The 22,085-nt window shown below is 69.7% G+C and carries 19 protein-coding genes and 1 pseudogene; 8 read left to right on the top strand and 12 right to left on the bottom strand.

What is annotated here, in order from left to right:
• Positions 1-80: 80 nt before the first annotated feature.
• From AB0M70_RS07635 to AB0M70_RS07625, 3 genes are read left to right on the top strand one after another with little or no spacing between them, the layout of a single operon-like run.
• On the top strand, positions 81-644 hold the full coding sequence (locus AB0M70_RS07635) for a DUF4383 domain-containing protein (protein ID WP_365817358.1): 564 nt from the start codon (positions 81-83) through the stop codon (positions 642-644).
• Between the two features lie 23 nt (positions 645-667).
• Entirely contained in the window at positions 668-1,312 is a 645-nt protein-coding gene (locus tag AB0M70_RS07630; RefSeq protein WP_365817356.1) for a bifunctional 4-hydroxy-2-oxoglutarate aldolase/2-dehydro-3-deoxy-phosphogluconate aldolase, read from the top strand.
• Positions 1,309-2,292, top strand: coding sequence for a sugar kinase (locus AB0M70_RS07625; RefSeq protein WP_365817354.1), 984 nt, complete (start codon positions 1,309-1,311; stop codon positions 2,290-2,292). Before AB0M70_RS07630 ends, AB0M70_RS07625 begins: the two co-directional genes overlap by 4 nt.
• Positions 2,293-2,769: 477 nt before the next feature.
• Here the strand turns inward: AB0M70_RS07625 and AB0M70_RS07620 are convergent, their stop codons facing one another.
• The 4 genes from AB0M70_RS07620 to AB0M70_RS07605 are packed head-to-tail and all read right to left on the bottom strand — an operon-like array spanning position 2,770 to position 7,595.
• Positions 2,770-2,997: an FmdB family zinc ribbon protein gene (locus AB0M70_RS07620; RefSeq protein ID WP_365817352.1), complete on the bottom strand. Its 228-nt coding sequence runs from the start codon at positions 2,995-2,997 to the stop codon at positions 2,770-2,772.
• 34 nt (positions 2,998-3,031) lie between these two features.
• Positions 3,032-3,856, bottom strand: coding sequence for an HAD family hydrolase (locus AB0M70_RS07615; protein ID WP_365817350.1), 825 nt, complete (start codon positions 3,854-3,856; stop codon positions 3,032-3,034).
• Positions 3,853-6,375 (bottom strand): phosphoribosyltransferase, encoded by a 2,523-nt coding sequence (locus AB0M70_RS07610; RefSeq protein WP_365817348.1) that lies wholly within the window; start codon positions 6,373-6,375, stop codon positions 3,853-3,855. Before AB0M70_RS07610 ends, AB0M70_RS07615 begins: the two co-directional genes overlap by 4 nt.
• Positions 6,376-6,428: 53 nt before the next feature.
• The gene (locus AB0M70_RS07605) at positions 6,429-7,595 is read right to left on the bottom strand and encodes an HpcH/HpaI aldolase/citrate lyase family protein (protein WP_365817346.1); all 1,167 of its coding nucleotides are present in this window, start codon (positions 7,593-7,595) and stop codon (positions 6,429-6,431) included.
• Between the two features lie 181 nt (positions 7,596-7,776).
• On the opposite strand from AB0M70_RS07605, the gene AB0M70_RS07600 reads away from it, so the two are divergent.
• Positions 7,777-8,649, top strand: a complete 873-nt coding sequence (locus AB0M70_RS07600; RefSeq protein ID WP_365817344.1) for a TerD family protein — start codon at positions 7,777-7,779, stop codon at positions 8,647-8,649.
• Positions 8,650-8,690: 41 nt separating this feature from the next.
• Here the strand turns inward: AB0M70_RS07600 and AB0M70_RS07595 are convergent, their stop codons facing one another.
• The 6 genes from AB0M70_RS07595 to AB0M70_RS07570 all read right to left on the bottom strand — a co-directional run bounded on the left by AB0M70_RS07595 (position 8,691) and on the right by AB0M70_RS07570 (position 13,315).
• Positions 8,691-9,434 (bottom strand): Tellurium resistance, encoded by a 744-nt coding sequence (locus tag AB0M70_RS07595; RefSeq protein ID WP_363208500.1) that lies wholly within the window; start codon positions 9,432-9,434, stop codon positions 8,691-8,693.
• Between the two features lie 148 nt (positions 9,435-9,582).
• Entirely contained in the window at positions 9,583-10,731 is a 1,149-nt protein-coding gene (locus tag AB0M70_RS07590) for a DUF475 domain-containing protein (RefSeq protein WP_365817342.1), read from the bottom strand.
• A gap of 64 nt (positions 10,732-10,795) precedes the next feature.
• On the bottom strand, positions 10,796-11,371 hold the full coding sequence (locus tag AB0M70_RS07585) for a TerD family protein (protein WP_365817340.1): 576 nt from the start codon (positions 11,369-11,371) through the stop codon (positions 10,796-10,798).
• Positions 11,372-11,473: 102 nt separating this feature from the next.
• Positions 11,474-12,049, bottom strand: a complete 576-nt coding sequence (locus tag AB0M70_RS07580) for a TerD family protein (RefSeq protein ID WP_361827689.1) — start codon at positions 12,047-12,049, stop codon at positions 11,474-11,476.
• Between the two features lie 140 nt (positions 12,050-12,189).
• Entirely contained in the window at positions 12,190-12,657 is a 468-nt protein-coding gene (locus AB0M70_RS07575) for a peroxiredoxin (protein WP_363208502.1), read from the bottom strand.
• A 220-nt stretch (positions 12,658-12,877) separates the two neighbouring features.
• Entirely contained in the window at positions 12,878-13,315 is a 438-nt protein-coding gene (locus tag AB0M70_RS07570) for a DUF3052 domain-containing protein (RefSeq protein WP_361189495.1), read from the bottom strand.
• A 413-nt stretch (positions 13,316-13,728) separates the two neighbouring features.
• Here AB0M70_RS07570 and aceE point away from each other — a divergent pair, with 413 nt between their 5' ends.
• Complete coding sequence (aceE, locus tag AB0M70_RS07565; protein ID WP_365817337.1) at positions 13,729-16,461, top strand: pyruvate dehydrogenase (acetyl-transferring), homodimeric type; 2,733 nt, start codon at positions 13,729-13,731, stop codon at positions 16,459-16,461.
• A 141-nt stretch (positions 16,462-16,602) separates the two neighbouring features.
• Positions 16,603-17,505 carry a potassium channel family protein gene (locus AB0M70_RS07560; RefSeq protein WP_365817335.1) on the top strand — a complete coding sequence of 301 codons (903 nt, stop codon included), beginning with the start codon at positions 16,603-16,605 and terminating at the stop codon, positions 17,503-17,505.
• On the opposite strand, the pseudogene AB0M70_RS07555 reads toward AB0M70_RS07560, so the two are convergent.
• Both AB0M70_RS07555 and AB0M70_RS07550 read right to left on the bottom strand, forming a co-directional pair.
• A pseudogene (locus tag AB0M70_RS07555) lies at positions 17,486-17,915 on the bottom strand (peptidase inhibitor family I36 protein). The gene AB0M70_RS07560 and the pseudogene AB0M70_RS07555 overlap by 20 nt on opposite strands.
• A 222-nt stretch (positions 17,916-18,137) precedes the next feature.
• Complete coding sequence (locus tag AB0M70_RS07550) at positions 18,138-19,748, bottom strand: MFS transporter (RefSeq protein WP_365817333.1); 1,611 nt, start codon at positions 19,746-19,748, stop codon at positions 18,138-18,140.
• 176 nt (positions 19,749-19,924) lie between these two features.
• Here AB0M70_RS07550 and AB0M70_RS07545 point away from each other — a divergent pair, with 176 nt between their 5' ends.
• Together AB0M70_RS07545 and AB0M70_RS07540 are read left to right on the top strand one after the other, a co-directional pair.
• Positions 19,925-20,569, top strand: a complete 645-nt coding sequence (locus AB0M70_RS07545) for a TetR family transcriptional regulator (protein WP_365817613.1) — start codon at positions 19,925-19,927, stop codon at positions 20,567-20,569.
• 244 nt (positions 20,570-20,813) lie between these two features.
• Positions 20,814-22,025: an alpha/beta hydrolase gene (locus AB0M70_RS07540; RefSeq protein ID WP_365817331.1), complete on the top strand. Its 1,212-nt coding sequence runs from the start codon at positions 20,814-20,816 to the stop codon at positions 22,023-22,025.
• Positions 22,026-22,085 lie beyond the last annotated feature (60 nt).

Raw genomic sequence — 22,085 nt, 5'->3', positions numbered from 1 at the left:
GGTCCCCGGGGGCGCCTGGTGGCGGTCCGTGGCCCGCGGGCGGATCCTGGAGCTACGTACGCCGACATCGGGAGGCGGACATGGCCACGCATGTACTTCACTCAGGGACGAAGCGGCCCAGACGGCGCGTCACGCTGAACGAACACCTGCCCGTCGACCACCGTCTCAGCACGATCTACCGCGTCGGAGCGGGCCTGATGGGGCTCGTCCTGATCGCGTTCGGCATCCTCGGCCTGATCGACAAGGTCGGCTTCTTCGACACCGGGGGCGACACCGTCGCCGGTCTGAACACCAACGGCGCGCTCAGCGTTCTGTCGATCTGCGTAGGGCTGATCCTGCTCGCCGGCATGGTGATCGGCGGCAACTTCGCGTCGACGCTCAACATGGTTCTCGGCTGCGCCTTCATCCTCAGCGGCTTCGTCAACCTCGCCCTCCTGGACACAAGCTTCAACTTCCTCGCCTTCCGCATCCAGAACGTGCTGTTCAGCTTCGTGGTGGGCGTCCTGCTGATGATCTTCGGGATGTACGGGCGGGTCGGCTCGGCCCTGCCGCACGACAACCCGTACTGGCGGGCACGCCACCCTGGGGCTGACCGCTCTGGAGCTCACCCCTCTGCGGCTCACCACCCTGAGCAGGGACGCTGAGCCCCCTGTGCGAGCCTTGGGGCATGTCCGACCTCACCACTGCCTTCAGTTCAGCCCTGCGGACCCGGCGCCTCGTCGCCATCGTGCGCGGCACCGACGCGGAAGCCTCCTTCCGGACGGTCATGGCGCTCGTCGAGTCCGGTGTGCCGCTCGTCGAGGTCTCCCTCAGCGGCGCGGACACCCTGGGCGTCCTGCGGCGGGCACGCGCTGAACTGGGCGGTGCGGCCTGGCTCGGCGCGGGCACGGTCCTCACGGCGGACGACGCACGGCGGGCTGCGGACGCGGGGGCGAACCTGATCGTGACGCCGGGCCTCGGAGCCGGGGTGGACAAGGCCCTGCGCCGTGAACTGCCCGTGGCGGCCGGAGTCCTGACCCCCACCGACGTGATCGCGGCGAGCGCCGCCGGCGCCACCGCGCTGAAGATCTTCCCCGCGTCGGCGATGGGCGGCCCCGCCTACCTCAAGGCACTGCGAGCCCCCTTCCCCGACCTCCCCTTCGTACCGGTGGGCGGCGTGGACGCGGCCGCCGCCGAGGAGTATCTGGCGCTCGGCGCGGTCGCGGTCGGAGTCGGCTCCCCGCTGATCGGGGACGCGGCGGACGGCGGCGACCTGGACGCGCTGCGCAAGCGCGCGGCGCGGTTCGTGGCGGTCACGGGGTCGGGCCGATGAGCGCCATGGCTCCCGGGAGTGCCGCCGACGTCCTCACCCTGGGCGAGAGCATGGTCGCCCTGCGCGGCAGCGGTCCGCTGAAGCTGGGCGGTTCGATGGACGTGTCCGTCGCGGGCGCCGAGTCGAACGTGGCCATCGGCCTCGCGCGCCTTGGCCACGCGGCGCGGTGGGCGGGCGCGGTCGGCGACGACGAGGCGGGCGAGCTGGTGCTGCGCACGCTGCGGGCCGAAGGCGTCGACGTCAGCGCCGCCACACGTGATCCGGACGCGCCCACGGGCCTGATCCTCTTCGAGCCCCGGCTGCCGGAGGTGACCCGCGTGCACTACTACCGCGCGGGCTCGGCCGGTTCACGCCTCGCGGCGACGGCGGTCGAGGCCGCCTTCGCGTCCTCCGGCTCGCCCCGTGTCCTGCACCTGACCGGCATCACCCCGGCCCTCGGCCCGTCCGCACGCGACGCGTGCCGCCGCGCCCTCGAACTGGCCCGGGAGCACGGCACGACGGTCTGCCTCGACGTCAACTTCCGCTCACGGCTGTGGAGCGCGGAGGAGTCCGCGGCAGTCATGCGCACCTGGATGCCGTACGTGGATGTCCTCATCGCGTCGGACGACGAACTGCCGCTGTGCGTACCGGAGACGAAGGACGCCGGTGAGGCCTCCGCCCTGGCCGGGGTGCTCCTCGCGCAGGGCGTCCGCGAGGTCGTCGTCAAGCTCGGCGCCGACGGGGCCACCACATACGACGCCGCCGGGGAGCTGTACGCCCCGGCACGCCCGGTGCGGGCGGTGGACGCCGTGGGCGCGGGGGACGCGTTCGTCGCCGGATACCTGTCGGCGCTGCTCGACGGGGAGGACCTGACGGGACGCCTGGACCGAGCGGTGACCACGGGCGCCTTCGCCGTGGCAACGCACGGGGACTGGGAAGGGGCACCCACGCGCGCGGAACTCGAACTGCTGGGAGCGGGACCCGGGACGGTGGTGCGCTAGCGCCCTCCCACTGGGCGCCCTCCCGCAGCGGGCCTCGCGCAGGCAACCGCCCGGAGGCAGACCAACCGGCCCACGAGCCGCAGCAACCGCCGCCCGGGGCGGCCCGGGACAGTGGCGCGCTAGCGCGCCCTCCCGCTGGGCGCCTCCCGCAGGCAGACCGCCCGCAAGCAGACCGACCGGCCTGCTAGCCGCAGCAGCCTCGGCCACAGCAGCCGCCACCGCGGCCTCCGCCGCCCGGGGCGGGCCCGGGACCACGGTGCGCTAGCGCCCTCTCGCAGAGCGCACTCCCGCAGGCAGACCTCGCACAGGCCGCCCACCAACAAGCAGACCGACGGGCCCGCAAGCCGCAGCAGCCGCCTCCGCCGCCACCACCGCCCGGGGCGGGCCCGGGACCGTGGACCGCTAGCGCCCTACCGCTGGGCGCCCTCCCGCAGAACGCCCACCCGCAAGCAGTCCCCCAGGCAGATCGACCGACCGCTAACCGCAGCAGCCTCCGCCACAGCAGCCCCCTCCGCCTCCGCCGCCCGGGGCGGGAGCAGGTGTCGAGGTTGTGCCTCCGACGGCCACGGTGGACAGCAGCTTTACCGTGTCCTCGTGGCCTGCGGGGCAGGCCGCGGGGGCGGCGGGGGCGGCGGACTCGGCCATCGGGCGGCTCAGCTCAAAGGTGTCGCCACAGGAACGGCAGCGGTATTCGTATCGGGGCATGGGCCAAGGCTAGCGGCAGGGGGTCCACCAGTGGTCAGCCGTCGGCAAGATCGCGGCCGAGGAACCTGCGCAGGATCTCCTCCCCCGCCGCGACCCCCCGTTCCGGCAGCACGGTGAGCCCCGGCGCCGTCCAGCCCGTGTCCGCGAGTTCGCCGTGCCCCGGCCGCCAGGAACGATCGGCGGCGAGCAGCAGATCGGCGTCGAGGAGCGAGTCACCGGCGGCGAGGATCTCGTCCGCGCCGATACGCCGGGCCACCTCACGCACCGCCGCGCTCTTGGTCAACGGCTTCGGCACGGCGTAGATCTTGCGGCCCTGCAGCGAGACGGTCCAGCCGCGCTCCTCCGCCCACACCGCGAGCTCCTTGACCCACTCCTTCGGCAGCAGGGAACGCTCGACGACCAGATAGGCGAAGAGATCCTCGGCCACCCGCTCCTTCAGGAGCCAGGCCGGGTCGGCGGTGCGCACCATGTGCGCGCGGACCTCGTCGAGCGAGGCGCACTCGGCGGCGAGCCGCCGGTCCACGTCCGCGCGCCACGCGGGGTCGGACACCCCGTCCACCAGCAGGTGTCCGCCGTTGGCGCAGATCGCGAACTCCGGTGCGGGGCCCGGCAGATGGATGCGCCCGTACTGCTCGCGCGTCCGCGTGGTGGTCGGCACGAAGACCGTGCGGCGGCCCACCTCGTCCAGGAGACCGGCGGCGGCCTCGGTGACGTACGACAGCGGCTTGCTCTCGTACACCTCGACGCAGAGCAGGCGCGGTGCCTGGGCGTCGGGCATGGTCAGACCGAGGGCCGCGGCCGAGTAGATGAGGGTGCGGTCGAGGTCGCTCGCGACCAGGACCTTGGGAGACGTAGTCACTTGGAGGCCACCGCCTTGCCGTCCGTGCCGGTGGCTCCGCGCGTGAACTGAGGGTGGATCAGTCCGACACAGGTGTAGGGGAGTTCGTCCACTTCCTCGACCGGCACGCCCCGCTGCTCCGCGAGGAGTCGTACGTGATCGAGGTCGGCGCCCGCTCCCGCGCGCGCCAGGATCTTCCAGGGAACGCGCCGCAGCAGGACGCGGGTCGTCTCGCCGACGCCGGGCTTGACCAGGTTCACGTCGTGGATGCCGTACTCCTCGCTGATCCGCTCCACCGCTGCCCAGCCCTCCCAGGTCGGCGCCCTGTCGGCCGAGAGCAGCTCCTTGACCTGGACGTCGACGGCGTCGGTGACCTCGTCGAAGCGGGCCGTGATGGCGTCGAGGAAGTCGAGGGAGACGTCGCCGTCGGCGAGTTCGCGGTAGAACTTCGCGCCGTGGAAGTCGTCGGGCCCGACGAGGTCCGCGCGCAGCACGGTGCGCGAAATCAGGCCGGACACAGTCGAGTTGAGGCAGGCCGAGGGGATGAGGAAGTCCTCGCGGGTGCCGTAGGTGCGCACGCAGGATCCGGGGTCGGCGAGCACCGCGATCTCCGGGTTGAAGCCGACGGGACCGCCGGACTCCTCGAACTCCCTCACCGCTTCGGCGAGTTCACGCGTGATCGCGCCCTTGCCCGTCCAGCCGTCGACGAAGACGACGTCGGCCGGGTCGTGGTGGGCGGCGAGCCACCGCAGCGCGTTGGCGTCGATGCCGCGGCCGCGGACGATCGACACGGCGTAGTGCGGCAGGTCCAGGCCGTGCCGGTGCTGCGCCCAGCGCCGCATCAGCACACCGACGGGCGTGCCGGCGCGGGCGAGGGAGACGAGCACGGGGCGGGACGGCCGTTCGGCGAGCACGGTCTCGGTGACGGTGCCGACGGCCTGCGCGATACGGGCGGCGGAGGTGCCGAGGGCGGCACGGAACAGCTTTTGGTACTGCGGGCTCGGCTGGTACTCGACCGGCAGCGACTCGGCGTAGTGCGCGCCACCGCTCTGTATCGCCTCCTCGCGCTCCTCGGTGGGCGCCTCAAGACGTACGTCCGAGAGATCCTGGAGCAGCCAGCCGACGTCTTCGGCCGCGTACGAGGAGAAGGCGGGGCCGCGGAGGGGCTCGGGCAGCATGGAGGGCCTTTCGGGGACGTGCTCAGGGGTCTGCTCGGGGGTCTGCTCGGGGACGTACGAGGGCACGACGGCGAGCAGCACCTGCGGGGCGTGCGCGGCGAGCTGCGCCAACAGGCCCTCGGGGGCGTGGAGTTCGGGCCGGTCGGCCACGGAGTCGACGACGAGGACGATCGCGTCGAAGCCGCCGCCCGCGACGTTGTACGCGTACCTGTCGCCCGGTCCGTCGGCGGGTGCGTCGTGGGCGGGGAAGGCGAGGCGGCTGCGTATCGCGTAGCCGGGGTCGTCGACGGCGAGGACGGGCGAGCGGGTGGTGGTGGAGTACCGCACCTCCGTGCTCCCGGCGGGCAGCCGCTCCTCGAGGGCCACGCCCAGGGCCAGCGGCGCGTACATCAGCTCCTCGAAGCCGAGCACGAGGACGCGGGCGGGAACGCGGGCGGGACCCGCACCGCCCTCCGGGCCGGCTGCCGGAACCAGCGCCTCGGCGAGGCGGTCGGCCATCCCCGGCAGCGCCGCCTCGAGCGCCGTCCGGTGCTCGGGGGCGAACCCGTGGCGCCCGCCGTCCGGCACCCCCGCGGGCCAGCCGATGTCGACCCGGGTGACGGAGCCGCCCTCCTTGCGCGGGGCGGGGAGCGCCGAGGCCTCGTACTCCTCGACCAGCGCCTGGCCCTTCTCCAGGACGCCGTCCGGGAGGCTCACGGTGCCGGACGCCGTGGTGATGAGGTCGACCCGCGCGCCGATCTCCCGGGCGAAGTCCGCCAGGCGGCCCTGGTCCCGCGGGGAGCGCATGTCGACGAGGGCCACGATGACGTACCGCTCGCGCGGGTGCAGGTCGTGCAGGGCGCGGATGGTGTTGAGGACCGTGTTGCCGGTGGAGAACTCGTCGTCGACGAGCACCAGCGGGCCGTCCCTGGTGAGCAGCCGGGGGTCCTCGGGGAGCAGCAGGTGCGAGGTCGCGTGCGAGTGGCTCTCCTCGAAGCCGCCCGCCCGGCGCACGGAGTCGACGGGGCGGCGCGTGGAGTGCAGGTAGGGCGCGAGGCCGATGCCGTCCGCGACGCAGTGCCCGAGGCCGGTCGCCGTCTCCGCGTACCCGAGCACGACCGCGCGCCGGGCCTCCGCGTCGCCCAGGAGCGCGCGCACGCGAACACCGAGGTCACGCCCGGCCGCGTACACGACGGAGGGCAGTTGCGGCACATGCTTGCCCAGGACGTTGGACACCAGGAGGTGCGCCCGTTTCGGGTTGCGGCGCAGGGCGAGGCCGAGCAGGTCGCTCAACCCCTCGTCCCCGGCCAGTTCCACGCCGAGCCGCTCGGCGACCCACGCCCCTGACCACACCGTCGCCGGCTCCACCACGTCGTCGTTCACAGTCCTCGCACAGTCCTTACGTTCAGCCGGAGTAGTCGGGGGAGTCCCGGTGGTCAGCCGGAGAGCCCGGCGGTGAGCAGCTCCACGAAGCCGATGTCCTCGCGGGCGACGCCGAAGACCTCGGCGCGCTGGAGGGTCCGCTCGGCCCAGGCGCGGTGCGGCTTCACCTCGTTCATCTTGTTCGTGTACGCCGAGCGCATGACCCCGCCGCCGTCCCGGTCGGGGCGCAGGATGTCCTCGGCGTCGCTGAACTCCTCGTGGCTGACGACCGAGAGCGCGTGCACGGGCAGCACGTGCGAGGGGTGGATGCAGGTCTTGCCGAGCAGGCCGTTGGCCCGGTCGAGCTCGATCTCGCGCAGCAGCCCGTCGATGTCGTGCTCGATGAGCGCCTGGCGCAGTTCTTCCGCACGGCCCTCCAGGAAGGGACTGCGGCGCAGCTGCGGCTTGAACATGCGCTCCTGGGCGCGGAAGTACTCCCACACCGGGCCGGTCACGGTGAAGCCCGTGCCGTCGGCCCTGCCGAGGTGGTTGACGACGTCGGCGATGACGGAGGCCACGATGTGGACGTCGTACGCGGTCATGTGGGGCGGTCTGCGCAGTCCGTACGCCGAGCAGAAGTCGGTGACGCCGAGGCGCAGCGCGAGCACCCGCTCGCGGTACTTGTCGACGGTGCGGGCGATCCCGGCGAGGGTCTCGGAGCGGCTCTCCAGGTGCAGCAGCTCGGCCGATTCGAGGACGGGCATCGCGAAGAGCCGGCGGCCGGTGGCGGCTTCCGCCGCGGCGAGCGACTCCAGGAAGGCGACACCACGCTCCTCGGTGAACTTGGGCAGCACGAATCCGGAGAGGAGCCGGATGCCGGGTCCGAGGCGGGCCGCCAGGTCGGCTATCTGTTCGGGGGCGCGGACCCGGATGAAGAGGAGCGGCGGCTCCGCGCCGTCCCGCTCGGCCAGGTCGGCGAACTGCCTGACCAGGTTCTCCTCGGCGCCGACGACCTCGGCGTCATCGATCGAGTCCTCGAGGCAGAGGACCATCGAGATCACGCCACGGCCCGCCTGCTTCAGGATGTCGTCGGCGAGGCGGGGGCGCGTGGCCGGGCTGTAGAGCGTGGCTCCCAGGGCGGCGGCGAGCAGGCGCGGGGAGGCGTCCGCGGTGAAGGCGCACGGCTCCCGATGGAAGAGACGCTGTCGCACCTCTGGGGCTATATGCCCGAAATGACGCATGATTTCCCCTGTACTCGTCGGCGCGACCCGACGTGATGTGGCCGGTAATAGTACGTAGGGACGGGTGTCAAGGGTTCCCCACGGGCATGAAATTCAAGTAACTCGGCCATGACAGACACACAGGCCACACACCGTCACCCCCGCGTTGTCCCGTCCAAACCCGGGAAGGCAGGATGACCGCATGACGCACGCGATGTTGAAGGGGTCGAACGTCCCGCTCGAAGCCACGGCCGTCCGCGCCGTGCTGCGCTGGACCCCCGGGCAGGGCGTCCCGGACGTCGACGCGTCGGCCCTGTTGCTCGGCGCCGACGGCCGCGTCCGGTCCGATGAGGACTTCGTCTTCTACAACCAGCCACGCCACCCGTCCGGGACGGTGTGGCGGCTTGGCAAGAAGCGCGTCTCGCAGGGCCTCTCCGAGGGCCTGACCGACACGATCCAGACGGACATGGCGGGCCTGGATCCCGCGGTGAACCGAGTCCTGCTCGTCGCGTCCGCCGAAAACGTCGCCTTCGAGAACGTACGCGCGCTGCGCATCCTGCTGTACGACGCGGGCGCGTCCGAGGCCGAACCGCTCGCCTACTTCGACATCACCCCGCAGACGGGCGCCGAGACGGCCCTGATCTGCGGCGAGCTCTACCGCCGCGGCGACGTCTGGAAGTTCCGCGCCCTGGGCGAGGGATATCTGAACGGCCTGGAGGGTCTGGCCGGCGACTTCGGCATCTCCGTGGACGAGTCCGAGGCGGTGCCCGAGCCGACGACCGAGGCCTCGCTCCCGCAGCCGCATCCCCAGCGCCGGCCGCTGCCCGCGCCCGCCACGCAGGCTCCGCCTCCGCAGCCCTTCCCCGCCCCGGCCCCGCAGCCCTCGTACGGCTACCCTCCCGAGCCGCCGCGCCACCAGCCCGCCCCGCAGCCGTCCTACGGCTACCCGCAGCACGCGCCCGCGCACGCGGCGCCGGTCCCGCAGCCCAGTTACGGCTATCCGCAGCCCGTGGCCCCGATGCCCGACCCGAACTTCCGGCTGCCGCCGCAGGGGCCGCAGTTCCTCGCACGCTGAGGGCGCGGGGCGGGCCGGGCACGCGGGGCCGGTGAGGCGCTTCAGGCGCCGCCGACTTTCGTCTTGTAGCCGCGGCCCCACTGCAGCCCCCAGCCGTACAGCCGGTCGAGCTCGGCCTGGAAGCCGTACACGAACTTCACCTCACGGCGCACGACCAGCTCGTCCTTGACGTTCTCCAGCGTGAATATCGCGCAGGAGCGGGCCTGCGGCTGGCGCTCGTCCAGGTCGATCTCGATCCGCGGTCCGTTGCTGGGGTAGAGCGTCACCTTGGCGTGCGTGCGGTCGAAGGCGGGCGTCTGGTCGTAGATGTACGCGAAGAAGAGCAGCCTCTTGATCGACTCACGGTGGTCCAGGTTCACGTAGATCGTCTCGCCCGACGGCGAACCGAACCGGTCGTCGCCGCTGAGCTTCACGTACGGCGGCGCGTTCAGGTCCCCGAAGAAGCTGCCCAGCGGCTGTACGACGCCCTTGGCGCCGTCCACCGTCTCGTACAGACAGCCGAGGTCGAGGTCGACGTTGACCACGCCCTGGGTGTGCGCCTGCACCACGTCGGGCTGGAACATCCGGAAGGGATGCCGCAGCAGGCCGCCGCCCTTGGGCTTGCCGATGATGTCGGACGTACGCATCTGCCAGGAGAGGTTGACCCGGAGATTGCCGGTGGCCGCGCCCTGTTTGTTGAGCGAGACCGTCGGGTGCCGCTTCGTGAGTTCGATGGAGTTCGTCGCCGCGCTGCCCGACTCGTAGTCCATCGAGCGCCCACGCCACAAACCGTCCCAGAAGGACATCGCCGCCCCCAAAAAAGTGCCGGAGCCCCAGGGGCCCCTTACGAATGCGACGGGGCGGCCAGGAGGACTCGTCCTCGATGGCCGCCCCGCTCAGAAGCGTTCCTCACTCGGCCCCGCGTCACACTCCGGGGACGGGTCGGACCCCGCGTCAGACGCCGGAAGGAACCTCGGTCTTCTCGTCCGAGCCCGAGCCCTTGCCCTCCTCGGCCGCGATGCGCTTGTTGCGCATGACGGAGGAGATGAAGGACCAGGCGATCAGGACGACACCGACGAGGCCGGTGATGACCTCGTGGATCTCGTACTGGATCGTGATGAGCAGGATCGCGGCGAGGGCGCCGATCGCGTAGTGCGCGCCGTGCTCGAGGTAGACGTAGTCGTCGAGGGTGCCCTGGCGGACCAGGTAGACGGTGAGCGAACGGACGTACATCGCGCCGATGCCCAGGCCGAGCGCCATCAGGACGATGTCGTTGGTGATGGCGAAGGCACCGATGACGCCGTCGAAGGAGAACGACGCGTCCAGGACCTCGAGGTAGAGGAACATGAAGAACGCGGCCTTGCCGGCCATGACGACGGCAGGAACCTTCTTGCCGCTCTTCCTGGCCTCTTCCTCCTCCTCGTGCTCGCGCTCCTCCTCTTCCTCGAGTTTGTTCTCGAAGAACCCGGAGAGTCCGCCCACGATGAGATAGGTGATGAGACCGGCGACGCCGGAGAGCAGCACCGTCTCCGCCTTGTCCACATGTGTGCCGCCGTGCTGGTGGGCGTTGGTGGCGACGGTCATCGCGGCGATCATCAGGACGATGAGCGCGATGCAGGCCGACAGCATGTCGATCTTGCCGAGCTTGGCCAGCGGGCGCTCGAGCCAGCCGAGCCACTTGATGTCACGGTCCTCGAAAATGAAGTCGAGGAAGATCATCAACAGGAACATGCCACCGAACGCGGCGATCGACGGGTGAGCGTCGGTCACCAGCTGCTGGTACTGGTCCTTGTCGTTGAGCGCGAGACGCACAGCCTCGATCGGGCCGATCTTGGCGCTGATGGCCACGATCGCGACGGGGAAAACGAGCCGCATGCCGAAAACGGCGATCAGCACACCGATGGTGAGGAAGATCTTCTGCCAGAAGGCACTCATCTTCTTCAGGATCCCGGCGTTGACCACCGCGTTGTCGAAGGACAGCGAGATCTCGAGGATGGACAGGATCGCCACGATCCCGAAACCGGTCCACCCCCCGTAGAACACCGCCGCGACCAGGCCGAGCGCGGTAACCGCGAACGACCAGCCGAAGGTTTTCAGAAGCACTGGCTACCCAATCGTGTGTGTACGGGCTCCCGTTTAGCGGTCTCCCCCGCGCCGGTCCCCGGCTTTACGAAACATTGACCCCGAAGTCTAGAGCGATGCCCCGCAGACCCGACGCGTACCCCTGCCCAACGGCACGGAACTTCCACTCCCCGCCATAGCGGTACACCTCGCCGAAGATCATCGCGGTCTCCGTGGAGGCGTCCTCGGAGAGGTCGTAACGCGCCAACTCCTGGTGGTCGGCTTGGTTGACCACGCGGATGAAAGCGTTGCTGACCTGGCCGAACGTCTGGCCACGGTTGTCCGCCTCATGGATCGAGACAGGGAAGACGATCTTGTCGCAGTTGACCGGAACCTTGGAGAGGTCGATCAGGAGCGACTCGTCGTCACCGTCACCCTCACCCGTGAGGTTGTCGCCGGTGTGTTCGACGGAGCCGTCCGGGCTCTTCAGGTTGTTGTAGAAGACGAACCACTCGTCGCCGATGACCCGGCCCGAGTTGCACATCAGCGCGCTGGCGTCGAGGTCGAAGGGTGCGCCGGTCGTGGAGCGCGCGTCCCAGCCGAGGCCGATCAGTACCTGCGTGAGGTTCGGTGCGGCCTTGGAGAGGGAGACGTTGCCTCCCTTGGCGAGCGTGACGCCCATGATGTGGTCCTCCCCGTGGTTCGAGATCAAGAATGGTGAGCGCGTCCGGCGCCGCACTCGTGGTGTGCGGCGCCGGACGACAGGCGGAGGGCGTTACTCGGCTCAGACGTTGACGCCGAAGTCCTGCGCGATGCCGCGCAGGCCCGAGGCGTAGCCCTGGCCGACGGCGCGGAACTTCCACTCCGCTCCGTTGCGGTACAGCTCGCCGAAGACCATCGCGGTCTCCGTCGAGGCGTCCTCGGAGAGGTCGTACCGCGCGATCTCCGCGCCGCCCGCCTGGTTCACGACGCGGATGAACGCGTTGCGGACCTGGCCGAACGACTGTTGGCGGGTCTCGGCGTCGTAGATCGAGACCGGGAAGACGATCTTGTCCACGTCGGCCGGGACGGCGGCCAGGTCGACCTTGATCGCCTCGTCGTCGCCCTCGCCCTCACCGGTGGTGTTGTCACCGGTGTGCTCGACGGACCCGTCCGGGCTCTTCAGGTTGTTGAAGAACACGAAGTTGCCGTCGCTGCTGACCTTGCCCTCGGCATTCGTCAGGATGGCGCTGGCGTCGAGGTCGAAGTCCGTACCGGTGGTGGTACGGACATCCCAGCCCAGGCCGACCAGAACCGCGGTCAGGCCGGGGGCCTCCTTGCTCAGCGATACGTTGCCGCCCTTGCTGAGGCTGACTCCCACAAATCCTCCCAAATTGATGTCCAGGGGCGGGGAGCCCCAGTCGTGCTTTGCCATCGGATCAACGAGTGGATCCTAGTGACCGGTTCCCGGCCGCCACAGGCTCTGCACCTGAAGAATCACAGGGTGTCACCCCTGAGGAATCACAGGGTGCCGAGCGCCTTGACGTAGTCGTTCAGATCGCGGGCGTCCGGCAGGCCGTTCACGACAGTCCAGCGCACCACACCCTCCTTGTCGATGATGAACGTGCCGCGCACCGCGCAGCCCTTGTCCTCGTCGAAGACTCCGTAGGCGCGCGACGCCTCGCCGTGCGGCCAGAAATCGGAGAGCAGCGGGTACTCCAGGCCCTCCTGTTCGGCGAAGACGCGCAGGGTGTGGATGGAGTCGTTCGAGACGGCGAGGAGCTGGGTGTCGTCGTTGACGAACTTCGGCAGCTCGTCGCGCAGCGCGCAGAGCTCGCCCGTGCACACACCGGTGAACGCGAACGGATAGAAGAGCAGCACCACGTTCTTCTCGCCGCGGAAGTCCGACAGCCGCACGGTCCGGCCGTGATTGTCCTTCAGCTCGAAGTCCGGGGCCTTGGTGTCGGTCGCGATGCCGGCGAGCGCCATGAGTTCGCATCCCTTCGGTGGGGCTGTTCGGGTGATGACCACCCTACGCAACGGACGTTTCGTCCGATCACCCCGCAGGGCGGGCGCCTCACCCCGCAGGGCGGGCGCCTTCCGCGCGACGCTCGCGCCCCCACACGCACGCGTGAGCCCCCACCGGCTTGCGTCGGTGGGGGCTCACGGCGATTGGCTCAGTCGACTTCCTGCTGCCTGAGCGGCAGCTTCACCGCTTCTTGGCTGCCGCCTTCGGCGTGACCAGACGGCTGCCCGTCCAGTCCTTGCCCGCGTTGATGCTCTTGGTCTGAGCGAGGCCGGCGGTCTGGGCTGCTTCGTTGATGTCGCTCGGCTCGACATAGCCGTCACGGCCTGTCTTGGGCGTCATCAGCCAGAGGTCGCCGCCTTCTTCGATCAGCTGGGTGGCGTCCACCAGCGCATCCGTCAGGTCGCCGTCGTCCTCGCGGAACCACAGCACCACGGCGTCAGCAGTGTCGTCGTAGTCCTCGTCGACGAGCTCACTGCCGATCACCCCTTCAATGGCCTCGCGGAGCTCCTGATCGACATCGTCGTCGTAGCCGATCTCCTGGACCACCTGCTCGGGCTGGAAACCCAGCCTCGCGGCAGGGTTGGTCCGCTCCTCCGCGTGGTCCGCGGTCGCGCTCACGGCTTGCCTCCTGATCATGTTTTCGGGAATGCCTTCATCCACGCGCGTGCGCGGGACATTGGCGGTAGTCCACACGGACGGGCCGGATCGCGCAAGTACCCGGCCGTCAAGACCGCTGAAACGGTGACGTTCCCGGCCGTGTCGCCGCAACTCAAGGCCCACCTGCCAGATCCTGCTCCGCTCGCACTTCGCTCGCGCGACACCGATCGGAACTGAGGTCCGAACGGTCTTACGAACCGGCTAGGCGGGATGGGCGTATCGTTGCGATTTGGTCGAGCCTACCCCAGGGCCGCCGGGCGGACCCGTCGGTTACCCCTCAGTAGAGATGACGATTGCGTCTACGCGGTACACGATGGGGAACGTCTCACAGCCAGGCAGAACCCAGGCGAAAGCCCCAACAGCGAAGGAACAGCGTGGCTTCCGGATCCGATCGCAACCCGATCATCATTGGCGGCCTGCCGAGTCAGGTCCCGGACTTCGATCCCGAAGAGACCCAGGAGTGGCTCGACTCCCTCGATGCCGCGGTCGACGAACGCGGCCGCGAGCGGGCCCGCTACCTGATGCTCCGGCTCATCGAACGCGCGCGCGAGAAGCGCGTCGCCGTGCCCGAGATGCGCAGCACGGACTACATCAACACGATCGCCACCAAGGACGAGCCGTTCTTCCCCGGCAACGAGGAGATCGAGCGCAAGGTCCTGAACGCGACCCGCTGGAACGCCGCGGTGATGGTGTCGCGCGCCCAGCGTCCCGGCATCGGGGTCGGCGGCCACATCGCCACCTTCGCCTCCTCGGCCTCGCTCTACGACGTGGGCTTCAACCACTTCTTCCGCGGCAAGGACGAGGGCGACGGCGGCGACCAGATCTTCTTCCAGGGGCACGCGTCCCCCGGCATCTACGCCCGCGCGTTCCTCCTCGACCGGCTCTCCGAGCAGCAGCTCGACGCGTTCCGCCAGGAGAAGTCGAAGGCCCCGAACGGGCTTTCGTCCTACCCGCACCCGCGTCTGATGCCGGACTTCTGGGAGTTCCCGACCGTCTCGATGGGCCTCGGCCCGCTCGGCGCGATCTTCCAGGCGCGGATGAACCGCTACATGGAGGCGCGCGGCATCGCCGACACCTCCAAGTCGCACGTCTGGGCCTACCTCGGTGACGGCGAGATGGACGAGCCCGAGTCGCTCGGCCAGCTCTCCATCGCCGCCCGCGAGGGCCTGGACAACCTGACCTTCGTCGTCAACTGCAACCTCCAGCGCCTCGACGGTCCGGTGCGCGGCAACGGCAAGATCATCCAGGAACTGGAGTCGCAGTTCCGCGGCGCCGGCTGGAACGTCATCAAGCTGGTCTGGGACCGCAGCTGGGACCCGCTGCTCGCCCAGGACCGCGACGGCGTCCTGGTCAACCGGCTCAACACCACGCCCGACGGCCAGTTCCAGACGTACGCGACCGAGACCGGCTCGTACATCCGTGAGCACTTCTTCGGCGACGACCACCGCCTGCGCTCCATGGTCGAGAACATGACCGACGAGCAGATCCTGCACCTGGGCCGCGGCGGCCACGACCACAAGAAGGTCTACGCGGCGTACGCGGCCGCCAAGGCCCACAAGGGCCAGCCGACCGTCATCCTGGCGCAGACGGTCAAGGGCTGGACGCTCGGCCCGAACTTCGAGGGCCGCAACGCCACCCACCAGATGAAGAAGCTGACGGTCGACGACCTCAAGGGCTTCCGCGACCGCCTGCACATCCCGATCACGGACAAGCAGCTGGAGGGCGGCGCCCCGCCGTACTACCACCCGGGCCGTGACTCGGAAGAGATCCAGTACATGCACGACCGCCGCCAGGGCCTCGGCGGTTACGTCCCGACCCGCGTCGTCCGCGCCAAGCCCCTCCCGCTCCCCGAGGACAAGACGTACGCGACCGCGAAGAAGGGCTCGGGTCAGCAGTCGATCGCCACGACCATGGCGTTCGTCCGCATCCTGAAGGACCTCATGCGGGACAAGGAGATCGGCAAGCGCTTCGTGCTGATCGCCCCCGACGAGTACCGCACCTTCGGCATGGACGCCTTCTTCCCGAGCGCGAAGATCTACAACCCGCTCGGCCAGCAGTACGAGGCCGTCGACCGCGAGCTGCTCCTCGCCTACAAGGAGTCCCCGACCGGCCAGATGCTGCACGACGGCATCTCCGAGGCCGGCTGCACGGCCTCGCTGATCGCCGCGGGCTCGGCCTACGCCACCCACGGCGAACCGCTGATCCCCGTGTACGTCTTCTACTCGATGTTCGGTTTCCAGCGCACCGGCGACCAGTTCTGGCAGATGGCCGACCAGCTGGCCCGCGGCTTCGTCCTGGGCGCCACCGCCGGCCGCACGACGCTGACCGGCGAGGGCCTCCAGCACGCGGACGGCCACTCGCAGCTGCTCGCCTCGACCAACCCGGGCTGCGTCGCCTACGACCCGGCCTTCGGCTACGAGATCGCGCACATCGTCAAGGACGGCCTGCGCCGGATGTACGGCCCCGACAGCGAGGACGTCTTCTACTACCTCACCGTCTACAACGAGCCGATCCAGCACCCGGCCGAGCCCGCCGATGTGGACGTCGACGGCATCCTCAAGGGCATCTACCGCTTCAAGACGGGCGAGCAGGGCGCCATCCCGGCCCAGATCCTCGCCTCCGGTGTCGCGGTCCCGTGGGCGGTCGAGGCCCAGCAGATCCTCGCCTCGGAGTGGAACGTCAAGGCGGACGTCTGGTCGGCGACCTCCTGGAACGAACTGCGCCGCGAGGCGGTCGACGTGGAGCGCCACAACCTCCTGCACCCCGAGGAGGAGCAGCGCACCCCGTACGTGACGCAGAAGCTGTCCGGCGCCGAGGGCCCGTTCGTGGCCGTCTCCGACTGGATGCGGAGCGTCCCCGACCAGATCTCCCGCTGGGTCCCCGGCACCTACCAGTCGCTGGGCGCCGACGGCTTCGGCTTCGCGGACACCCGCGGTGCGGCCCGCCGCTTCTTCCACATCGACGCCCAGTCGATCGTGGTCGGCGTGCTCACCGAGCTGGCCCGCGAGGGCAAGCTCGACCGCTCCGTGCTGAAGCAGGCCATCGACCGCTACCAGCTGCTCGACGTCACGGCGGCCGACCCGGGCGCTGCCGGAGGCGACGCCTAGGCCATGCGCGCCTTACGGCGATAGCCGTGGCCGCATGGTCGCGCGGCACCTGTAGCACGCGGCACCTGTAGCACGTAGGACGTTCGGAGGGCGGTGGGGCGGTGGCTCCCGCCGCCCTCCGGCGTTTCCTACGATGCGCGCATGGAAGCGCCCGAAAAGCACCGGCCGGCACAACTCCGTTGGGAGCTACGCACCCAGACTCCGCTGCTCGTGCTCGCGGTGGCCTTCGCCGTCGCCTATGCCGTGCCCATCGTGGTGCCCGACGCGAGCAAGAGCGTCGGAACCGCCTGCACGGTGGTGGAGTGGATCGTCTGGGCTTCGTTCGCCGTCGACTACCTCGTACGCCTCTATCTCACCGACCACCGCAAGCAGTTCGTCCGCTCGCACTGGCTCGACCTCTGTGCTGTCCTCCTCCCGATGCTGCAGCCGCTGCGGTTGCTGCGGCTGGTCTCGACTCTGCTGCTGGTCGGGCGCCGGGCCCGGATGGCGTCGCAGATTCAGCTGACGACCTACGTCGCCGGCGCTGTCGTGGGCCTCCTCATGTTCGGTTCGCTGGCCGTTCTCTCGGTGGAGCGGGAGTCACCGAACGGCAACATCAAGACCCTTGGCGACGCGGTGTGGTGGTCCTTCACCACGATGACCACCGTCGGCTACGGCGATCACGCGCCGACGACCGGGCTCGGCCGCATCCTCGCGGTCGGGCTGATGCTGTCGGGCATCGCGCTTCTGGGTGTGGTCACCGCCAACATCGCGGCCTGGTTCATCTCGCGCTTCGACCGGGACGACGTCGAGGAGCGGCGCCAGACGGCGGCGATCGAGGCGCTGACGACGGAGGTGCGAGCCCTGAGGGCACAGGTGACCGCGCTGTCGGGCGGGGCAGAGCCTGACGTGGCGGAGGCGGGTGCGGGTGCCGGTGCGGGTGCCGGTGCCGGGCCGGATGCGGGGGCGGGTGCAGGTGCGGGTGCGGGTGCCGGTGCCGCCGCTCCGGCCGAGGGTGCTCCTCAGGTCGGGGTGGTGCCTCCTGTCAGGACTCCCAGACCTTGAACGCCCGTACGCGATAGGGCGATTCGGGGACCCAGGTGCCACCCCCCGGATATGTGTCGAACTCGCCCGTCTCGCCGCACTCCGCGGATTGATACGTGGTGACCGGCCGGCCGGTGCGGTTGGCGATCGCTTGAGCGCTGCCCCCCCTCCGGCAGCGCTACACAGCTCTCGATGTCGATCTCGGACAGCTCGTACGTCTGTCGGGCCCCTTTGAACTTCGCCTTGCCCCACAGGCAGAGCTCCCCCGGCCCGCACCCGGCGAGCGAGGGTGGCGCGGCGGCCCCGGCGTGCTTCGCGGGTGTCGCGAGGCCGGCCTGTGTGGCCGGTGTCGTGGCTCCGGCGTGTGCGGGGGTGAGGATCACTGTGGCGAGCGCGGCCACGGCGAAGGTCGTGGGCTTGGACGTACGCATCTGCATCAACTCCCGTGTCGTGTGGATCACTTGCCAGAACTGTGACCCACTCGCTAGCTCCGTCGGAAGGGGTACGGATGTGCGTCACCCAGATAGGCGAAAGCCCCCCAGTTTGACCCTGAGGGGCTTTCCCTGATGCGTGCGCGATGCGTGCCTGACGTGTGCCTGACGCGTGCCTGGATGCGAGCCCTGACAGGTACTCGCCGCCGGATGGGGGCGCGGCTAGATGTGCCCGACTCCGGCGCCCGCGTCGGCGTTGGCTCCTCGCTTGGTCGCCGTGGCGACCAGGGCCGCGACGACGGCGACGACACCGGCGACGGTGAAGGCCAGGCCCATGCCGGACACGAACGTGTCATGCGCGACCGAGGTGATCGCCTCGGCGACCGGCTCCGGCGCCTTCGGCGGGACCGGGGCCCCGCCCATCTCGATCGCGGCGGACGCCTGGTCGAGCTGGTCCGGCGTCATGGGCGGAAGCTTGGCGTCCGCCCAGTTCGCGGGAAGGTCCTTGTCGACCCGGGCGGCCATCACCGCACCGAGCACGGCCGTGCCGAGCGCGCCGCCGACCTGCATGCCGGCTTGCTGGAGGCCGCCTGCCACGCCGGACAGCTCCAGCGGGGCGTTGCCGACGATGACCTCGGTGGCTCCCACCATCACGGGCGCGAGGCCGAGGCCGAGCAGTCCGAGCCAGAGCGACATCGGCAGCGTCGCGGTGTCCGTCGTCATCGTGGACATGCCGAACATCGCGACGGCCGTGGCCACCATGCCGCCGACGAGCGGGACGCGCGGGCCGAACTTGGTGATGAGCGCGCCGGCGATCGGCGAGGCCACGATCATCATGGCCGTCAGCGGCAGGAGGTGCAGACCGCTGTCGACGGGGCTCATCCCATGCACGTTCTGCAGATAGAACGTGACGAAGAACAGGCCGCCCATGAAGGCGAACGCCATCAGGATCATGAGCACCACGCCCGCGGACAGCGGCACGGACTTGAACATGCCCAGCGGGATGAGCGGTTCCTTGACCTTCGTCTCCCAGAAGGCGAAGAGCACGAAGAGAACCACGGCACCGGCGAGGAAGAGCAGCGTCGTGGAGCCGCCCCAACCCCACTCCGAGCCCTTGATGAGGGCCAGGATCAGCGCGAACATGCCGCCCGACAGCAGGACGATGCCGGGGATGTCGAAGGACTTCGGCGCGTTCTCCGCGCGGTGGTCCTTGAGGATCACCAGGCCGAGGACGAGCGCGATGACGCCGACCGGCACGTTGATGAAGAACACGGACTGCCAGCTGACGTGCTCGACGAGCAGACCGCCGACGATGGGGCCGCCCGCGGTCGAGGCGCCGATGACCATGCCCCAGATGCCGATCGCCATGTTCAGCTTCTCGGCGGGGAAGGTGGCGCGCAGCAGACCGAGCGCGGCCGGCATGAGCAGCGCTCCGAAGAGGCCCTGGAGCACACGGAAGGCGACGACCAGGCCGACGCTGCTGGAGAACCCGATGGCGCCCGAGGCGAGGGCGAAGCCCGCCACGCCTATCAGGAAGGTCTGACGGTGGCCGAACCGGTCACCGAGCTTGCCGGCGGTGATCAGCGCGACGGCGAGCGCGAGGAGGTAGCCGTTGGTGATCCACTGGACTCCGGCCATGGAGGTGCCGAGGTCCTTGGCGATGGCCGGATTGGCGATCGCCACGATGGTGCCGTCCAGGGCGACCATCATCACGCCGATCGCGACGGAGAAGAGCGTCAGCCAAGGGTGGCCGCGGAGCCCCTTGGCCGGGGCCGGAGCGGACGACGGCTCCGGCTCCTTGTCCGCCTTGTCGACGGTGATCTGACTAGTCATGCGTTCGAGGCTAGTGTCAGCCGCTGACAGTTGACAAACCAATTCACAAGTCGGTAACTGTCACGTAGCTCACAGGTATGGTGAGCTGGTCAGAACGGTGGAAAGAGGGTCATGGCGTGAGGACCGAGCAGCGAGCGGCGGACCCCGCGAAACCGCAGGCCGAGACCTCCGGAGACATGTCCGTCGAGCCCTCTCGGCCCGGCCTGCGCGAGCGCAAGAAGCAGCGCACCCGTGACGCGCTGTTGCGCGCCGCGCTGGAGCTCTTCACCACCAAGGGGTTCGAGGAGACGACGGTCGACGAGATCGCCGAGGCGGTCGACGTCTCCCAGCGCACGTTCTTCCGGTACTTCGCCAACAAGCAGGAGACCGCCTTCGCCGTACAGGAGATGGTGGAGCGGCGGTTCGTGGAGACGCTGCGCGAACGCCCCGCCGACGAAACACCGTTCGTGGCGCTGCGCGGTGCCGTCCTCGGGGCCTGGGACGCGATGGGCCGGTCCATCGAAGAGGTCGTCCCGGTCGAACTGCACATGCGGACCTACCAGATGATCGAGTCCACCCCTTCCTTGCTCGCCGCCCACCTGCGCCGCTCCATCGAGATGGAGGAGGAGATCGCGTGCGTGATCGCCGAGCGTGAGGGGCTCGACCTGGACACCGACCCACGACCGCGCGTGGTGGTGGCCGCTTTCAGCGGCGTGATGCGCGTGACCGGGCGACTGTGGGGCGCGGGCGAGGACTCGAGCGTGGAATCGATCCGCGCGATCACCGAGACCTATCTCGACCATCTGGGACCTGCGTTGACGGAGAACTGGCGCTCGGAGTGACGCCGCGCACACCCCAGGGCGGGTCACCCGACGGACCGACCCGTCGAACAAATCAACACGTTACGTGTTTGATTGATGCACCGTCAGTAGCGGTACGCGCGGGCGCACAGCGCTCATGCGCCACCTACGGAGCGTGACGAAAGCGCCCAAAGTGCGCCCGCTATGCCTCAATTACCCCAGAGGAAACGTGATCTGCCTCACCCGGTGCACGGTAGGCATCACGATTCTCCTAGGGTGTTCCGTAGTGACTTCCTTCGACTCCTCCCCTCAACTCAACGCCTGGCGCGCACTGCTTGCGCTCGCCGTCGTGTTCGTCATGCTCGCGACCACGGGCTGGACAGCGGTACGCCACCACAAGGACGCCGCATCGCCGCTCGCGGCCTCGCTCTCCGCCTGGGAGCGCGGTCACATCGGTGGACGGGACCTGCCCGACGCCGGCGCCCCGGCCGGCAAGCTCGCCCACTTCTTCGCGTCGCTCGACGCGCAACAGCGCACCCGCCTCGCCACCCGCTATCCCCTTGCGGTCGGCAACATGAACGGTGCCCCCGTAGAGCTGCGATATCGCGCGAACCACATCGCCCTGGGGCAAGCGCGCAAGACCGAGCGACAGCGCATGCACGACAACCGGCTCTCCCTTGTCGGGCAACAGGAGGCGGAGCGAAGAATGAAGCGCTTCGGCGTGATGATGCGCCCGGGGCGGCAGGTGCTGTCCTTCGACCCCATGGGGACGGGGCGCATCGCCGAGGTCTTCGGCAACCTCGACCGGGCCTCCAGGGTGTCGGTCGTGGTGCCGGGCGTGGACACGAACGTGCTGACCTTCGAGCGGACGAACCGCAAGTACTCGGCGCCTGTCGGCATGGCGAAGGCCCTGTACGGCGCGGAGCACTCGGCGAGCCCACGCGCGCGTACCGCCGTGATCGCCTGGGCCGACTACACCGCGCCCGTCGGACTCGGTGTCGACGCCGCCACGTCCATGCGTGCCGATGAGGGCGCGATCCGGCTCAATTCCCTGGTCCGTGGCCTGCCGGGGCATTCGCCCGTCGCGCTGTACTGCCACAGCTACGGCTCGGTGGTGTGCGGGGTCGCCGCACGACAGCTGCCCTCCCGCGTTTCCGACATCGCGGTCGCGGGCAGTCCCGGCATGCGCGCGGACACGGCGACACAGCTGGGCACAGGAGCCCGGATCTGGGCCACAAGGGACGGCGACGACTGGATCCAGGATGTGCCAAACATGGAGGTCGGCGGGCTCGGCCACGGTGCTGACCCCGTCTCCCGGGACTTCGGCGCCCGCGTGCTCTCCGCGCGCGGCGCGATCGGCCACACCGGCTATTTCGAGCCGGGTACGGAGAGCCTCAAGAACTTCGCCGACATCGGCATCGGTTCATACCGCTCGGTGCAGTGTGCGAGCGGGGATGACACCTGCCGGAAGGAATTTTCCGGCGCGACAGTGGCCTGACGCGCGTAGAAATCGACAAAACAGCGGCACGCCGCAGGAGGGACGGAGGCGCGCGTGCCG

Origin of the sequence: Streptomyces sp. NPDC051214, assembly GCF_040682375.1 — a bacterium.
In the GTDB taxonomy this organism is placed as follows: domain Bacteria; phylum Actinomycetota; class Actinomycetes; order Streptomycetales; family Streptomycetaceae; genus Streptomyces.
This window is presented reverse-complemented; position numbering and strand designations above follow the sequence as displayed.

Bases quoted from the DNA above. Each gene is read 5' to 3' on its own strand.
- AB0M70_RS07620 (WP_365817352.1), bottom strand. From the start codon at position 2,997: ATGCCCCGATACGAATACCGCTGCCGTTCCTGTGGCGACACCTTTGAG.
- AB0M70_RS07605 (WP_365817346.1), bottom strand. From the start codon at position 7,595: ATGCGTCATTTCGGGCATATAGCCCCAGAGGTGCGACAGCGTCTCTTC.
- AB0M70_RS07545 (WP_365817613.1), top strand. From the start codon at position 19,925: ATGTCCGTCGAGCCCTCTCGGCCCGGCCTGCGCGAGCGCAAGAAGCAG.
- AB0M70_RS07595 (WP_363208500.1), bottom strand. From the start codon at position 9,434: ATGTCCTTCTGGGACGGTTTGTGGCGTGGGCGCTCGATGGACTACGAG.
- AB0M70_RS07560 (WP_365817335.1), top strand. From the start codon at position 16,603: ATGGAAGCGCCCGAAAAGCACCGGCCGGCACAACTCCGTTGGGAGCTA.
- AB0M70_RS07630 (WP_365817356.1), top strand. From the start codon at position 668: ATGTCCGACCTCACCACTGCCTTCAGTTCAGCCCTGCGGACCCGGCGC.
- AB0M70_RS07585 (WP_365817340.1), bottom strand. From the start codon at position 11,371: ATGGGCGTCACGCTCGCCAAGGGAGGCAACGTCTCCCTCTCCAAGGCC.
- AB0M70_RS07600 (WP_365817344.1), top strand. From the start codon at position 7,777: ATGACGCACGCGATGTTGAAGGGGTCGAACGTCCCGCTCGAAGCCACG.
- AB0M70_RS07550 (WP_365817333.1), bottom strand. From the start codon at position 19,748: ATGACTAGTCAGATCACCGTCGACAAGGCGGACAAGGAGCCGGAGCCG.
- AB0M70_RS07635 (WP_365817358.1), top strand. From the start codon at position 81: ATGGCCACGCATGTACTTCACTCAGGGACGAAGCGGCCCAGACGGCGC.
- AB0M70_RS07625 (WP_365817354.1), top strand. From the start codon at position 1,309: ATGAGCGCCATGGCTCCCGGGAGTGCCGCCGACGTCCTCACCCTGGGC.
- AB0M70_RS07575 (WP_363208502.1), bottom strand. From the start codon at position 12,657: ATGGCGCTCGCCGGCATCGCGACCGACACCAAGGCCCCGGACTTCGAG.